Source organism: Corallococcus sp. AB032C, assembly GCF_003668935.1.
Lineage (GTDB): Bacteria > Myxococcota > Myxococcia > Myxococcales > Myxococcaceae > Corallococcus > Corallococcus exiguus.
Genome location: NZ_RAWP01000045.1, coordinates 32,567 through 46,192, shown reverse-complemented (window position 1 = coordinate 46,192; position 13,626 = coordinate 32,567). Strand labels below are relative to the sequence as shown.

General features: G+C 63.4%; 14 protein-coding genes. 13 read left to right on the top strand and 1 reads right to left on the bottom strand.

Annotation, left to right across the window (positions count from 1 at the left end):
- Positions 1-617: 617 nt before the first annotated feature.
- The 10 genes from D7X99_RS20880 (at position 618) to D7X99_RS20835 (ending at position 10,058) form a co-directional block, all read left to right on the top strand.
- A complete protein-coding gene (locus D7X99_RS20880; protein ID WP_158627042.1) occupies positions 618-1,289 on the top strand; it encodes a sigma-70 family RNA polymerase sigma factor in 672 nt (223 codons plus the stop codon).
- A complete protein-coding gene (locus D7X99_RS20875) occupies positions 1,289-1,612 on the top strand; it encodes a hypothetical protein (protein WP_147476202.1) in 324 nt (107 codons plus the stop codon). The genes D7X99_RS20880 and D7X99_RS20875 overlap by 1 nt, the downstream gene beginning before the upstream one ends.
- Before the next feature lie 179 nt (positions 1,613-1,791).
- Positions 1,792-2,247, top strand: a complete 456-nt coding sequence (locus D7X99_RS20870) for a hypothetical protein (protein ID WP_121779307.1) — start codon at positions 1,792-1,794, stop codon at positions 2,245-2,247.
- Positions 2,237-3,646, top strand: a complete 1,410-nt coding sequence (locus tag D7X99_RS20865) for a terminase family protein (RefSeq protein WP_121779306.1) — start codon at positions 2,237-2,239, stop codon at positions 3,644-3,646. Before D7X99_RS20870 ends, D7X99_RS20865 begins: the two co-directional genes overlap by 11 nt.
- 840 nt (positions 3,647-4,486) lie before the next feature.
- Entirely contained in the window at positions 4,487-5,662 is a 1,176-nt protein-coding gene (locus D7X99_RS20855) for a phage portal protein (RefSeq protein WP_233613577.1), read from the top strand.
- 133 nt (positions 5,663-5,795) lie between these two features.
- On the top strand, positions 5,796-6,920 hold the full coding sequence (locus tag D7X99_RS42355; RefSeq protein ID WP_147476201.1) for a hypothetical protein: 1,125 nt from the start codon (positions 5,796-5,798) through the stop codon (positions 6,918-6,920).
- 101 nt (positions 6,921-7,021) lie between these two features.
- The gene (locus tag D7X99_RS20850) at positions 7,022-7,708 is read left to right on the top strand and encodes an HK97 family phage prohead protease (RefSeq protein WP_121779303.1); all 687 of its coding nucleotides are present in this window, start codon (positions 7,022-7,024) and stop codon (positions 7,706-7,708) included.
- Positions 7,705-8,928, top strand: coding sequence for a phage major capsid protein (locus D7X99_RS20845; protein ID WP_121779302.1), 1,224 nt, complete (start codon positions 7,705-7,707; stop codon positions 8,926-8,928). Before D7X99_RS20850 ends, D7X99_RS20845 begins: the two co-directional genes overlap by 4 nt.
- Before the next feature lie 31 nt (positions 8,929-8,959).
- Positions 8,960-9,394 (top strand): hypothetical protein, encoded by a 435-nt coding sequence (locus D7X99_RS20840; RefSeq protein ID WP_121779301.1) that lies wholly within the window; start codon positions 8,960-8,962, stop codon positions 9,392-9,394.
- A gap of 4 nt (positions 9,395-9,398) precedes the next feature.
- Positions 9,399-10,058 (top strand): hypothetical protein, encoded by a 660-nt coding sequence (locus D7X99_RS20835; RefSeq protein ID WP_121779300.1) that lies wholly within the window; start codon positions 9,399-9,401, stop codon positions 10,056-10,058.
- 757 nt (positions 10,059-10,815) lie between these two features.
- On the opposite strand, the gene D7X99_RS42350 is transcribed toward D7X99_RS20835, so the two are convergent.
- On the bottom strand, positions 10,816-12,075 hold the full coding sequence (locus tag D7X99_RS42350) for a hypothetical protein (protein ID WP_147476200.1): 1,260 nt from the start codon (positions 12,073-12,075) through the stop codon (positions 10,816-10,818).
- Positions 12,076-12,169: 94 nt separating this feature from the next.
- On the opposite strand from D7X99_RS42350, the gene D7X99_RS20825 reads away from it, so the two are divergent.
- From D7X99_RS20825 to D7X99_RS20815, 3 genes are read left to right on the top strand one after another with little or no spacing between them, the layout of a single operon-like run.
- On the top strand, positions 12,170-12,538 hold the full coding sequence (locus D7X99_RS20825) for a hypothetical protein (RefSeq protein ID WP_233613576.1): 369 nt from the start codon (positions 12,170-12,172) through the stop codon (positions 12,536-12,538).
- Positions 12,539-12,552: 14 nt separating this feature from the next.
- A complete protein-coding gene (locus D7X99_RS20820; protein ID WP_121779297.1) occupies positions 12,553-12,978 on the top strand; it encodes a phage tail tube protein in 426 nt (141 codons plus the stop codon).
- Positions 12,979-13,029: 51 nt separating this feature from the next.
- Positions 13,030-13,398, top strand: coding sequence for a phage tail protein (locus D7X99_RS20815; protein ID WP_233613575.1), 369 nt, complete (start codon positions 13,030-13,032; stop codon positions 13,396-13,398).
- The last annotated feature ends 228 nt before the right edge of the window (positions 13,399-13,626 follow it).

The following is a 13,626-nucleotide window of genomic DNA, read 5'->3' as shown; positions in this document are numbered from 1 at the left end:
CTTTCCACGGGTGGCGTGCAGCGGCAGGAGCAGCCGAGGCACACGGCAACACCACACACAGGGGTCGTTGTCCTATCTCCTATTGGTTCTCGCGCGTATATATGTAGTTCTCTTTCAGTCTCTCTATGAAAGAGAGAGAACGAGAGTGATAGGTGTGTGGCGGGTGTGTTGGGCTCGCCGCCCTGCCTTGCGGTGCCGCTTCTGGCGCCTGCGACGGAATGCCCTCGAAAAGCCACGGCCTGCGGCTGCCCCCATTTGCAGGGGAGGGGCTGGAGACCTGCCGGGTGATGGCGGCACGCGGCGCCGTGTCAGACGGCGATGCTACTCCCCAGGTCCTGGCTGTTGGAAGCAACTATGTGGGTCCATCCGGACACAGCAAGTCGGAACGCCCTGTATCCCGCCATGTCACAAGTGCGTGGATGTTTCACGCATAGCGGAGGCATGCCCTCCCTGCGTGACATGGCAGGTGTCTTGCTGTGCGCGTCGCACATTGTCGCATGGGGAACGACGTGTTTCTCAACGCACGAGAGGGGCAAGGCGTGAAGAAGGGCAGTGCAGCGAAGCGGGAGTCTCATGTTTCACGTAGCGGAGCGTCGCGGCCGAGCCCGGATGAGCTGGTGAGCGAGATTCACAGGCGCCATGCGGCGGGCGAGTCCGGGCGGGCTCGGCAGCTGGTGGACGCGCTGCTGCGCCTGCTGGAGCCCCAGCTGCGACGGCAGGCCCGTGGCTACGAGAAGCTCAGTGGCTCGCTGCTGGAGGACGACCTCGTCCAGGTGGCGCTCCTCGAAGCGCTCAAGGCCGTGGAGACGTACAAGCCAGAGAAGCGCGGCCGGCAGACGTTCTCCACCTGGGTAGAGTGGCGGGCGCGCCGGGCCATCATGGAGCAGATCCGCCTGCACTACGCGGACGTCCGTCCCTCGGACGCAGCCCAGCGCGGGCGCAAGGGCCAGCCGAAGACGCGGCCCATGCCACTGGTGAGCCGTGATGACGCGGCCGAGTCGCTGCCCGGCTCACTCACGCAGATGCACGACGCGGCCTTGGCGCTGGAGGTGGCCACCGTCGAGGAGCTGTACGCGCTGCGTGAGGAGTGCGCTCGTCTCCGGCGTGAGGTGCTGCGGCTGGACCCGAAGCTGTGCGAGCTGGTGTCCCGCGTCCATGGCCTGGGGCGGGAGGCGTGCGGCATCCGCGATGTGGCCGAAGACTGGAACGAGCCACGCAGCCGGCTGGACGTGCTGCTGGCCCGTGCCCACGAGCAGCTCCGCGAGCGTCTGGCGGACAGGGGCGACTGATGCCCGTCCTCGTCGCCCAGCGTGGCGGCCCCTGTGCTGCATGCGGTGCGCCCGTGCTGAAGGGCGAGCGCATCGAGTACACGCTGGGGACGGGGCCGTGTCACCTCTCGTGCGCGGACCGGGCGCCGGAGCTGCGCCGCAACCAGCACGCCGCGCCTTGCGCCCTGTGCGGCGTCCAGGTGCCGAAGGGCGCCGGAGCCCTGTCCGTCGCGGAAACGTGCGAGGGCGGGGCGTATACGCGGCGCTGGGCGGTGTCCTGCGTGGACTTGGTGGCCTGCCACGAGCGCATCGTGGCGGCGCTGCCCGGATTGCAGTCACGTTGAACATGGCTTGAGGCCCCCCCGGGTCCGAATTTGGGACGGTCGTCCCGTTCCTGCCTTGCTCGGCGGGCCCCCACGCTCGAAAAATCTCGCAAAAAACGCGGCTCGGTCCGCGTCGCCCTGAGTTTTGCCGGGCGTGAGGCACGAATCTTCAGCGAAACCGCCCCCATTTCTCAGGGGAAATGGCTCGCCCATCCAAGCTGACTCCCGAAGTTCAGGCACTTATCTGCGGCCACCTGGAGCGCGGCCTCTTCCGCCGCGCTGTCGCGGGCCTCGTTGGCATCAACGAACAGACCCTCTCGCGCTGGTTTCATCGCGGCGCGGGCGAGGAAAGGGGCCGCTTTCACGACTTTTTCCTCGCGGTGAGCGCGGCAGAAGCGCGCTTCATGCAGTCCGCCACGGACATGCTGATGGCGGCTGCTGCGCACAACCCGAAGCATGTGCAGTGGCTTCTGTCTCGGCGTTTCCCGGAACTCTACGGGAGGCGTGACAACGTCGCGGAGGTGGCGCCCGAGGACAAGGCCGCCGACGAGCGCGCGCTGCGCGAGCTGCTGATGGACCGGCTGGGCCGCCTGCTGCCGGACGCTCCCGCAGCAACGGCGGGGGCCAGCAGCAGTGGGGGCGACGATGCGCCGTGAGCGCCTGCCCTTCGCAGGCATGCTGGAGAAGCTCGCCCCGGACGAGTCCCCCGCCGCGTTCATGGTGCGCCAGGCCGGCACCCGCCAAGGCCTCACGCGCCTCTTCGGGAGGATGACCCATCCCGAGGTGGAAACCCTCGTCCACGACCTGGACTTCTGGGCGCGCCGAGAACAGGTCCCCCCAGCGTCCTTCAACACCTGCGTCATCATGGCGGGTAGGGGCTTCGGGAAGACGTGGAGCGGAGCACGGTGGATCATCCAGAAGGCCCGGGAAGCGAAGTCCATCGGCGCCCTCGTCGGCCCCACTGCGGCTGACGTGCGCGACACGATGATCAGAGGCTCCAGCGGCATCCTGGCACTGTCGCCGCCCTGGTTCCTGCCGGTGTACGAGCCCAGCAAGCGGCGGGTGACGTGGCCCAACGGTGTCTACGCCATCTGCTACTCGGCGGATAAGCCAGACCGGCTGCGAGGCCCGAACTGTGGCTGGGCCTGGGGCGACGAGCCCGCCTCGTGGAAGCATGAGATGGCGGCCCTGGACCAGCTTCCCATGGTGCTGCGCATCGGCACCTCAGCGCACCCACCCCAGCTGCTACTCACCGGAACGCCCCGGCCGCTGCGGAAGCTGGAAGACCTTCTCTTCGCGGATGCTGAAGCGAAGACGCTGCGGCCGGGCGTGGTGCTGCGCACAGGCTCCTCGCTGGCCAACCGCGCCAACTTGGCGCCCAGTGCGGTCGCCACGATGCGCGCTCTCATGCACACGCGCTGGGGGCAGCAGGAGGTCCTGGGCCGGCTGCTGATGGACGTTCCCGGCGCCATCTTTGGCTCCGCGAAGTGGGGCAGGGTGGATGCGGATGCCCATGAGTACGCACAGGGACTGGACCGGCGCATCGTGTCAGTGGACCCAGCGCCCACCAGCGAGACGGGCTCAGACGAGACGGGCATTGTCGTCCAGGGCGTGAGAAGCAGTCCGCTGGTCGGGACGGATGGCACGCCGCTCAAGCGCGTGTCGGTGCTCAAGGACGCGAGCCTCCGGGGCTCGCCGCGTGAGTGGGCCGCCGCCGCAATTCGCGAGTACCTGGCCTTCGGCTGCGACGCCCTGGTGGCGGAGGTGAACTCCGGTGGCGAGATGGTGGAGACGACCATCCAGACCGTGGCCTCGGAGATGGGCGTCCAGGTCAACGTGAAGCCGGTGCGCGCCCGGGAGGCGAAGTCGAAGCGTGCCGAGCCGGTGAGCGCCTTGGCGGAGACGGGCCGCATCGAGCTGGTGGGCACCTTCCCGAAGCTGGAGGCGCAGCTCGCCAAATTCAGCGGCATCAACGGCCGCCGTGATGACCGCGTAGATGCACTTTTATGGGGTGTGCATGATTTGGTCTTCGCTGACAGCTTCTTCTGTCTCTAAGTACATTGTTTATGGATTGACCGACCCGCGTACCGGCGAGGTTCGCTACATCGGCAAGAGTGCCAGGGGACTGCACAGGCCTCGCGATCATCGTCGAGCTGCCCGCCTGAAGCATGAGAGAACACACAAGTCCAACTGGATTAGATCGCTGTTGGCGCTAGGGATGTCTTACGGGATTGTCATTCTTGAGGAAGTGGATCGTCCAGAAGATCTTGCTAGTCGAGAGCGGTTCTGGATTTCACACGCCCGAGCCATTGGTTGGCGGCTAACCAATATGACTGACGGCGGAGAAGGTGCGCTTAATCCTCCTCAAGAGGTTCGCGCAGCTCGGGGCGCGGCATTGCGAGGGAGAAAACACACGCTTGCGTCCCGTCAGCTAATGTCTATAGCGCAACGTGGGCGAAAGTTGAGTGATGAAGCTCGACAGCGCATCAGCCTTGTACAGCAAGGAAAGAAGCAACGGCCGGAATCCGTACTGAAAAGGGCTGCCGCCATTCGTGGCCGCAAACAAAGCCCAGAGCATGTTGCCAAGAGAGCTGCGGCCTTTCGGGGGCGAGTGCTTGGGCCTCAGAGCCAAGAGCACATTGAGAAGCGCGCTGCCTCAATGCGAGAAACCTGGAAGAGAAAAAATTTGCGTCGCGCGCTGCTGATTATTGTGAATTCGCCTGTGGAGAAGTGCTGATGTCTTGGTGGGAACGCATCCGATCGGTGGGGAATCGAGCAGCAAGGAAAGGCACCGGCCTTGAGCTGGCGCGCTGGCAGCAGGCGCCGCCGCGCCGGGGCACGGCGCAGCTTCTGGCGGCGTACAGGGACCTCCCCTGGCTTCGATCTGTCGTGGACGTGGTCGCGGATTCTGTGGCCGGGGTGAACTGGCGCGTCTACCGTCGCGTCGCGAAGGACGGCCACCCGGTGAAGGACTACTCGCTGCGCAGCGCAACGCGCGAGGTCCGCGCCATGCGGCTGAAGTCCATGCTGGATGCAGGAGAAGTCCAGGAGGTGCCGGACCATCCCATTCTGCGGATGCTCGCCGACCCCAACGACTACCTGACGGGCCGCTCCGTCACGAAGCTGGTGCAGGTGTACCTGGACCTGGTGGGCGAAGCCTTCCTGGTGCTGGAGCGTGTGGCGGGCTTCCCGGTGGGCTTCTGGCCCGTGCCGCCCAACCTCGTCACCCGCCTTCCGGCGCTGGACGTGCCGCGCGAGCAGCGCACGTTCACTGTCGTCGTGGGCGGCGTGACGCGGGAGATTCCAGCGGCGGACGTGCTCCACCTGCGCAACCTAGACCCTGAGGATCCGCTCGGGCGCGGCGTTGGCCCGGCGTTCGCGTTGGGGGACGAGCTGGACACGGACGAGTTCGTGGCGCGGTTTCTCCGAGCGAGCTTCTGGAACAACATGCTGCCGCCCGCTATCGCGTCCATCGAGGGACTGACGGACGCGAACAGCGCAGGGGCGAAGGCATTCAAAGAGTCGCTAGCCCGCGAACACCAGGGGCCGGACAAGGCGGGCAAGCTGCTGCTCACCAGTGGCCGGGTGACGTTCGCCCGCCTCGACACCAGCTTCCGCGACATGCAGTTGGTGGAGCTGCGGAAGTTTCTCATGGGGTTCGTGCGGATGACGTACCGGGTGCCGCCCGAAATCGTGGGTGACATCTCCAGCTCGAATAAGGCGACGGCCTTCGCTGCGCGGGAGAACCTCGCGGAGCAGGCGACGCTCCCTCGTATGGAGCTCCTCCGTACCGAGTACCAGATGCGGCTGATGCCGCTGTTCGGCGACGAGGAGGCCATCCTCGACTACGACAGCCCCGTGCCAGCGGACCGCGAGCACCAGCTGCGCGTCATGAGCACCATGCCGGAGGCTTTCAGCTACGACGAATGGCGAGATCTTGCGGGCTTCAAGCCAGACCCGAAACGCCAGGGGTATCCGCTACCGATGCCTGGGCAGACTTCTGGCGACGCACGAGCCCTGACTTACGGAGGAGACCCGCGTCAGTGGCCGCCAAAGCGAGAATGTGCTTGAGTGGAGTGTGGCTGGTTCAACTTGGCTGTTGGAGTTGGGGAGAGGTGTTCCTGTGTCTGTTGACATTTATTCGGGGCGACCCATAGAGAAGTCTAGCGGCGAGCATGTTATCCCCAACTTCCTTGGGGGGAGGTTGATTTCTAAGTCGATTATCGATGATTCAACCAATGGGCGCTTCAGCGGCATCGAAGATGCGTTGGCGAGGGAGCTTCGGTTCTTCATTGTCTCCCTTGATGCTCGCTCACATAGGGAGCCGAATAAACATCCACCATCGCTCCAGGTGGCTTCTGTTGATGGCGAGAAGTTGGTAATTGATGCGGGGCGCGGTGTTCGCTCCGTTCCAAGGCTGGAGGTTGATATTGTTGGGAGGCAGGTGACGATATCTGGAGTGATAAAAGACGAGGCGGATGTCCAGCTGGCGTTAGAAAGGCGCGCGAAGAAGGCTGATATCGATATTGATATTGAAAAAGCAATGGCACATGTTAGGCCGCTGATTAGGTCGCAACTCAAGCCTGTTCCTGAAATTCAGGCGGGAGCTAGTCTTTGGGGTGACGAATCATATCGAGTTGCTTCGAAAATTGCTTTTAATCTGCTGGGATTTTGCGATAGCCGGCTTGCGCTTCGCGCCGAATTCGATCCAATTAGGCAGTTTGTTTTGCATGGAATTCAGCCAGTTGTGCCCCCTGTGGAGGTTGTTCCATTGGACCTGCGGCGGATGGAGACAAGCCCTCTTGGTCCTTTAGATCATCTTGTGATGGTGCGCGGCGATTCTAGACTGGGGCGCGTGGTCGGATTTGTCACCTACTTTGGGGTGCTTTCATTTTCAGTGAGGTTGGCTGAGTGTGAATTGGAAAGAGATTTTTCTTATAGCTATCGAGTTGATCAGCTTGGCGCAGTTGACAGGTTGAATGGCGCCCCTGAAGCCCAACTCGAAGTTCCAGACTTCGAACTGTGCTCGAAGAGAGAGTATGCACAGTGTGCCGATCTGGCTGTTGATCAGATGAAGAGTCTTTTGTATGAGGTTAATAGATTTCAGGTTCGGCATTGGATTGGGACGGTTGTTGAACGCCACTGGAAGGCTGCTCTTGCTGGCGAAGCGGAGAGGGAGTTGAGCGAGGAAGAATATGCGCAATTCCTGGGAGCGCTTTCGAATGAGCTTGCCGTGGGGCTAACGCCCCTTGCTCAGAAAGCATCTCGTCGAGAGACCGAACAGCCCGAAACGGCACCGTCAGGGCAAGTTGATGGCAGTGAAGGATAGTGCTGACGTAATGAGCTGAATGTTCGGCGTTCAGTGCTGCCAGTTTAAGCTCGTGGCGAAAGTTAGGGCAAAGCCTAAAAATGCCCCCATTGAAAAGGTGAATGCACAAGCCTCTTCAGCGGACCTGCCGCCTCGTCGCCCAGAAGGACGCGCCCCTGCCGGTTGAAGGCCAGCCGAAGGTCTTCACCTTCCGGGCCAACGACGCCGATTACGACAGGTACAACGACCGCCTGTCCATCCAGGGCTGGCGCCTCGACGCCTACGCTGCCAACCCCGTAGTTCTCTACATGCACGACGACGGCTCCGGCGGGCTGTTCGGAGCGGGCCGCAAGGACGTCCTGCCCATCGGCAAGGGGCGCGCCTACGTCCAGGGCGACGCCCTCCTGGTGGACATCGAGTTCGACGAAGACGACGACTTCGCCCGGCGCGTCGAGCGCAAGGTGGAGAAGGGAATCCTCAACGCGGTGAGTGTGCGTTACCGCATGCTGCGCTACCACGAGAACGAGCGCGGCGGCTTCGACTGCGACGAGCAGGAGCTTCTCGAAATCAGCGTCGTCACGATCCCTGGCAATCAGCGCGCGGTGCGGCTGAAGAAGCATGCCGACGAGCGCGCCGCTCTCATCCGCGACATCGCGGATGCGGTGGTGAAGGCCCTGGGCCGTAAGACGCGGAAGAAGCGCAAGGCCGCGCCGTCCGCCGCACCGCCCTCCCTTTCCGAGTCCGACACCCATGCCCTTGCCGCTCACACGGCGCGGGCCCTGTTGCAGCACCTCCAGGAGAAGGCATGACCCCCGAGCAGATGCAGGAGATGGCGAAGTCGCTGGGCCCGCTGGTGGCGGCGCAGTTGGTGGAGCAGTCCAAGGGGCATCGCGACAGCTACGCGGCGCTGTTGGGCTCCAAGGCGGCCGACACTGCGCCCGAGGAGCCCCGCCGCGCGCCGATTACCGGCAAGCACATGACGGAGGGCACGGGCCTCAACCTCATCCGCTTCGTCAAAGCGAAGGCCGTCGCGCGCATGGACGGGCGCAACGTGGTTGACGTGCTGAAGGGCTGGGGCGACGAGGTGGTGAGCAAGGCCCTCTCCCAGGGCAACTACTCGGGCCTGGGCTCTCTGGTGCATCCCCAGTTCGCCTCCGAGTTCATCGAGCTGCTTCGCAACAAGGCCGTGGTGCGGCAGGCCGGCGCCCGCGTCATCCCCATTGGCGCTTCCCTTACCTTCGACCGGCAGTCCAGCACGGGCACGGCCTTCTACGGCGGGGAGACGAGCACCATTCAGGAGTCGGAGCCGGGCACGGACACGGTGTCCCTGTCCGAGAAGAAGCTCACGGCGCTGACGGCGGTGCCCAACGACCTCATCCGCAACGCGTCCATCAACGCGGAGGAGTTCATCCGCAACGACCTGCTGAACGTCATGGCGCTGCGGGAGGACATGGCCTTCCTGCGAGGCAGCGGCACGCAGCTGGAGCCGCGCGGCATCCGCAACCAGGTGGACGCGGCCCATGTCTACGCGGAGACGGTGGCCACGGTGGGCACGCCGACGCTGGGCGAAATGAAGAAGGAGCTGAACAAGGCGAAGAAGAAGCTGAAGAAGGCCAACGTGCCCATGGTGCAGCCGGTGTGGCTGATGTCCCCCAACGCGGAGACGGCCATCCTCGATGCTCCGGGCCCTGGCGGGGAGGGAACCAACGCCTTGGAGCGGGAGATGGTGGAGCGCGGCACGCTGCGCAACGTGCCCTTCTTCGTCACAAACCAGATTCCGGAGACGCTCGGCTCGGGCAAGAACTGCTCGGAGCTGTATCTCGTGGACATGGCCGAGGTGCTCATCGGCGAGTCCATGGCGCTGGAAATCGAGGTCTTTCCCAACGGCGCCTTCACTCGCGGCGGACAGCTGGTGTCCGGCATCTCCACGGACCAGACGGTGCTGCGCGCCATCACCAAGCACGACCTGGCCATGCGCCACCGGCAGTCCGGCGTCGTGGTGAAAGACCTGAGCTGGGGCAGCAACTGACCGGGGCCACGCCCACGAAAGGGAGGACATCATGAGTGCACCGCACATCAGTCAGATTGGCGCCTTCGTTGCTGCTCGCTTGGGCACGCCGCCCGCCGCGACGCCCGCTGGAACCCGCCAGGGGACGGGCTACGACCGGCTCGTCCTGGGCGAGAGCTGCGTCCTTGTCGCGGCCACGGGCGCGGTGACGGGCGGCCCCACCGCGCAGGGCTACGAGGTGAAGCTCCAGCATTCCAGCGACAATGGAGCGGATGACGCCTGGACGGACTTCGTGCCGGCCGGGCCGGGTTCGGCCTCCGTGCAACTGACGGCAGCGAACGCCTTCGCGGAGAAGGACGTGGACCTCGGCGCCGCGAAGCAGTTCATCCGCGTGGCGGAGTCCACGACGCTGACGGGGGGGACGTCGCCCAGCCTCCATGCATGCGCCTTCGTCGTCTTCGGCGGCGCCATGACGCTGCCGGTGTGAGGCCATGGCGAGTCCTGCGGACCTGTGCCTGGCTGCCACCGTGGCGGATGACCTGGGCGTGGCGGTGACGCCGCGCCTGGAGTCCCTCGTCACGGCGGCGAGCCGGGCCGTTGCTGGCTACTGCGGCCGAGTCTTCGAGTACGGCCAGGGCCTCGTGGAGTTCCCGGCGGGCTACGGGCGCCCATTGCTGCTGGTGGAGCGTCCGCCCGTTGTCCTGGTGGTGGGTGTCTGGGAGGGCGGCGCCTTCGTGCCGGCCGAGGAGTACGAGAGTCACGGGAGGCTGGCGGACGCCGGCATGCTGTACCGCAAGCGCGGCGTGTGGCCGGAGACAGCGCGCTCGGGCGGGCTGGTGGTGGATGCGGTAGACAGCTTCCAGGGCAGTGAGGACGGCATCCGTGTCGTCTACGACGGGGGCTTCGTGACGCCGGGACAGCGTGCTCTGGAAGCCTCCCGCGTGGTGACTCTACCGGAGGATGTGCAGGAGGCCACCATCCTCACGGCAGTGCAGCTGTACCGCTCGCGCGGCGTGGACGCGATGGTGGCCAGCGAGTCCATCGGGGACTGGTCCGTCAGCTACTTCGCCGCGAAGGCCGAGGGGAAGAGCCCCATCCCTGGCGCCGCGCAGGCGTTGCTCGCGCCCTACGTAATTCACCGGGTGAGTTGATGGCTTCGCCCACGGACACCTTTCGTCAGTCGATCACCTATGCTGTGCTGACGGGGCGGGATGCCTATGGGAAGCCGACGCTCGGGCTCCAGTTGCCGGCGCGGGCTCGTGTGCAGCCGTCCCGGCGTCTTATCCGTGACGCCAACGGCAACGAGCATCTGACTGCGCATGTCGTCTACACGGACGCGCCTATAACCTTGCAGCACCGTGTGTGGCTGCCAGGGGAGAACATTGCTGACTTCAACTGCGCTCGGCGCCCCGTCGCAGTAGACGAAAGCGTGGACGGAGTTGGGGCAGTGCGCTTCCGGAAGGTGTGGTTCTGATGCTCGACATTGCTTCGGAGCTTGCGGGGTTGCTAGAGGGCGCTGGGCTGGGACTTGTCCGGCCTCCAGCTCCATGCGCTAACCTCTTCACTGCGCCCATGCCCGAGGCGGACGGCGATGTTCCGGACAGATCAGTGGCCATCGTTATGTCGGGTGGTGACGCCCCACTGGCATATATTGGAGGGGCAAGACAATGCATCTCTGCCCCAAGATTCCAGGTGAGAACTCGGTCCAATTGTGAGGATTTTGAGGGCGGACAGCAACTCGCCGCCTCAGTCTACTTAGCCGTATGCTTGATGCCGATGAAGGTGGGCATTGGATTTTGGATTGAAGACGGCGCTCCTACTTACTTAGGGGTCGATGGGGCCAGCCGGCACCGGTGGACCTTTGGTGTGACGGCCGGATTGCTTAGGTGGCGTGTTTCCTGAGGGCGCTTACGTTTTTTTGCCAACAGAGAGAGCCTGGGCAGCCTCTTTTAGTGCTGAAAGTTTCGAGCTGTAGTTGGGGTCTAGATGAGCAAGAAGAGTAAGCGCCGACCAGAGATAGGCGCCAACGGCGAAATAGCTTGATACTTGCTCTGGGATGATGTCGAACTTCTTGAGTGTAACCAGGATGGCAATGGGCGTTGCGGAGGACAGCAGTGTCCTCAGGGTGAGCACGGCATTGTGTTTGGAGAAAAATCGGCGTGGTTGGGATGAGATTGGGGTGCGGCTGAAGTTGTCCCAGTCTCCGCGGACTGCGCAGATGAAATTTTTTGCTACATGTTGTTTGATGTTTTCGCGCGTATTGCGGTCGGGAGTAACAACCCACTTTGCGAGAGCGCGAACACTGCCTGCAAATTCGTCTCCACGCTCCCGGGACCAGATCGCGGTATCTTGGTCGGATGCCCTTGCATGCTCACTAAATGCTTGTGTGATTGCGTTGGCCGTTTCGTTGATTGATTTCAATATTTTCCTCTTCTCCTTGCTGTCTAATCCTCTATCAGGGTGCTGTTCCAGGAGAAGGAGCAGCGTCAGTAGTCTGTCGACGACTGTCGCCTCTGGGCGAATTGATAATGCTTTTCGTTTTGCTAGGACTAGGCAGTACGCAGAGATTGTGCTTAGGCAGTAAAGGAATGCCGTGATTGATAGGGCTCCGACTAGTGCGTATGTGGCCAGGAGCGCGGACAGCGAAGGTGTAGGCAGCAGGGGGAGGAGGATTTTTGTCAGAAATACGGAGTAAGTGATTCCGACGATCGCTATGTTTGTAAATATCGGCCTTGCCTTCTCGTCTAGTTCGGATGTTATGGATTTGCCTTCATTGAGGAGGGTTGGGTTGAATAGTAGGAGAAAGAGAGGGACGGATAGGAGGGGGGCCAGGATGTGGCAATACCATGGGATGTTCTGAACTTCCAGGAGCCTTGTCATGATTTGATATGGGGCTAGCGCCCATGTTGCAAAGGTCGCCAGTATGACTAGGCCTATTGTGAACGTTTCGATGGAATTAAACCAGATATTGACCGCTATGGCATGAAGTGCATGGTGGGTGAATGATTTCTTGATTTCTGCTTTGGATTTCGCGTCTATTGATTTTATCTTCATTAGTGCCTTTAGCATTTTCTTGGTTGCTCTCTTGGCGATGTAGTAGTGTTTTTCTCTTAATTGTTTTTTTCTGTTTGAGATGAGGGTGCTGGGTGTCCAGGAGGTCTTTGTCATGGGGGGTGTTTTTTTGTCGCGTTGAAGGCGAATGCTGCAACTGCCCCCATTGAAGTAGGGGATGCCTGTTCGAGTCAAAGTCGATGTTCTGAAGTTGGAGCGCCTGCGACGCTCACCTGCTGAGGTGCTGCGCACGCTGGATACCCCCTGTCGGGACATCGCCCGCCTCGCCTTGGACTACTCCCTCTTCCTCGTGCCGGTGGGAGAGGGCCACCTGCGTGACAGTGCCTTCCTAAGCGGCCCGCTTCACAACCTGAGCCAGCGCCTCTCCACGACGTGGACAGCGGGCTACTCGCACTCATCCGCAGGCCCCATTCACGAGGGCTGGCACTGGGGCGCGCAGCTCTTCAACCCACCGCCGCACTTCCTTCGCAAGTCTTTCCGCCGCGCCCGGGGCAGCGCTCGCCGCCGCGTGGCCGCTGTCCTGAAGGACTTCCTCGCGCAGCGCTTTCCCTCCCAATGACAGGAGCCACCACCATGCCCGAACCCCGAGAGGCCTTCTTCGACAAGCTCTACATTCGCGCCACGGACACTGCGTCCGTGGAGGCGGACGCGCTGGACGGTGTCCTGGAGGCGCCCGTCAATCGCGCCAAGGACACCGTGGACGCCAACTACTTCGGTGGCGACGGCTACAAGCGCACCAAGGGCACCTGGAAGTCCTTCTCCATCCCCCTGTCCGGCCACGTCTTCAAGGGCAGCGCTCCGCAGCAGGTTCTGCGGGACGCCTTCGAGAGCGACGCCACCGTCTTCTTCACCATCGTGGAGGACGAGACGGCCCCCATGGGCACGCAGGGCTACCGCTATCCGGTGAAGGTGACGTCCTACGAGGAGGGCCGCAGTTCCACGGATGTCGTCACTTTCTCCGCCACCCTGGCCGGCCAGGGCGCGCCCGCCGCGGTGTAGCCGGCTGCTTTTCCACTTCACCCCCGAGGCCTCACCATGACCGCACCCACCATGCTCCGAAAGCCCCTCGGCACCCGTCGCAAGCTGCACAAGCGCGTCACCCTGGACGGCGCCGACTACGACATCTGCCAGCCGCCTCTGGGCGAAAAGCTCGAACTGCTCGCCGCCGCAAAGGCCGCCAAGGAACTGGGGCCCGACCGGAAGCCTGTCGATGAGTTCGCGGGGATGGCGATGATCGCCCGCATCGCCGTCCTCTGCCTCTACCACCCGGGCACGGCCACCCGTGTCTTCGATGAGTCGGAGGTGGACCAGGTGAAGCGCGAGCCCTGGCTGGAGGAGATTCAGGACGAGCTGGCCCGTGCCTTCGCGGGCCCGACGCTGGAGGAGGCGAAGGGAAACTCCGGCACCACCCCGAGCTGAGGGCGCTGCACGCGGTGGTGAAGCTGACGGGCCAGTCGCCCGAGGAAGTGCGTAGCTGGGCCTGGGAGGACGTCGTCCACCTCCTGGCCCACTGCGCCCTGGAGGCCGAGGAGGTGCGCGGAGTGCGCGCTCCAGGCCCCGCCTCTCATGCCGGCCCGCTGACGACGACAACGGTTTTCAGGAAGCGTCCCAAGAGGTGATGCATGTCCGGTGCCCTGAAAGTTGGAG

What these genes read in the sequence shown, in the direction of transcription:
- D7X99_RS20865 (WP_121779306.1), top strand. Translation starts at nt 2,237, where the DNA reads ATGCGCCGTGAGCGCCTGCCCTTCGCAGGCATGCTGGAGAAGCTCGCC.
- D7X99_RS20815 (WP_233613575.1), top strand. Translation starts at nt 13,030, where the DNA reads ATGCTCCGAAAGCCCCTCGGCACCCGTCGCAAGCTGCACAAGCGCGTC.
- D7X99_RS20820 (WP_121779297.1), top strand. Translation starts at nt 12,553, where the DNA reads ATGCCCGAACCCCGAGAGGCCTTCTTCGACAAGCTCTACATTCGCGCC.
- D7X99_RS20850 (WP_121779303.1), top strand. Translation starts at nt 7,022, where the DNA reads ATGCACAAGCCTCTTCAGCGGACCTGCCGCCTCGTCGCCCAGAAGGAC.
- D7X99_RS20845 (WP_121779302.1), top strand. Translation starts at nt 7,705, where the DNA reads ATGACCCCCGAGCAGATGCAGGAGATGGCGAAGTCGCTGGGCCCGCTG.
- D7X99_RS20875 (WP_147476202.1), top strand. Translation starts at nt 1,289, where the DNA reads ATGCCCGTCCTCGTCGCCCAGCGTGGCGGCCCCTGTGCTGCATGCGGT.
- D7X99_RS20870 (WP_121779307.1), top strand. Translation starts at nt 1,792, where the DNA reads ATGGCTCGCCCATCCAAGCTGACTCCCGAAGTTCAGGCACTTATCTGC.
- D7X99_RS20835 (WP_121779300.1), top strand. Translation starts at nt 9,399, where the DNA reads ATGGCGAGTCCTGCGGACCTGTGCCTGGCTGCCACCGTGGCGGATGAC.
- D7X99_RS20840 (WP_121779301.1), top strand. Translation starts at nt 8,960, where the DNA reads ATGAGTGCACCGCACATCAGTCAGATTGGCGCCTTCGTTGCTGCTCGC.
- D7X99_RS42350 (WP_147476200.1), bottom strand. Translation starts at nt 12,075, where the DNA reads ATGACAAAGACCTCCTGGACACCCAGCACCCTCATCTCAAACAGAAAA.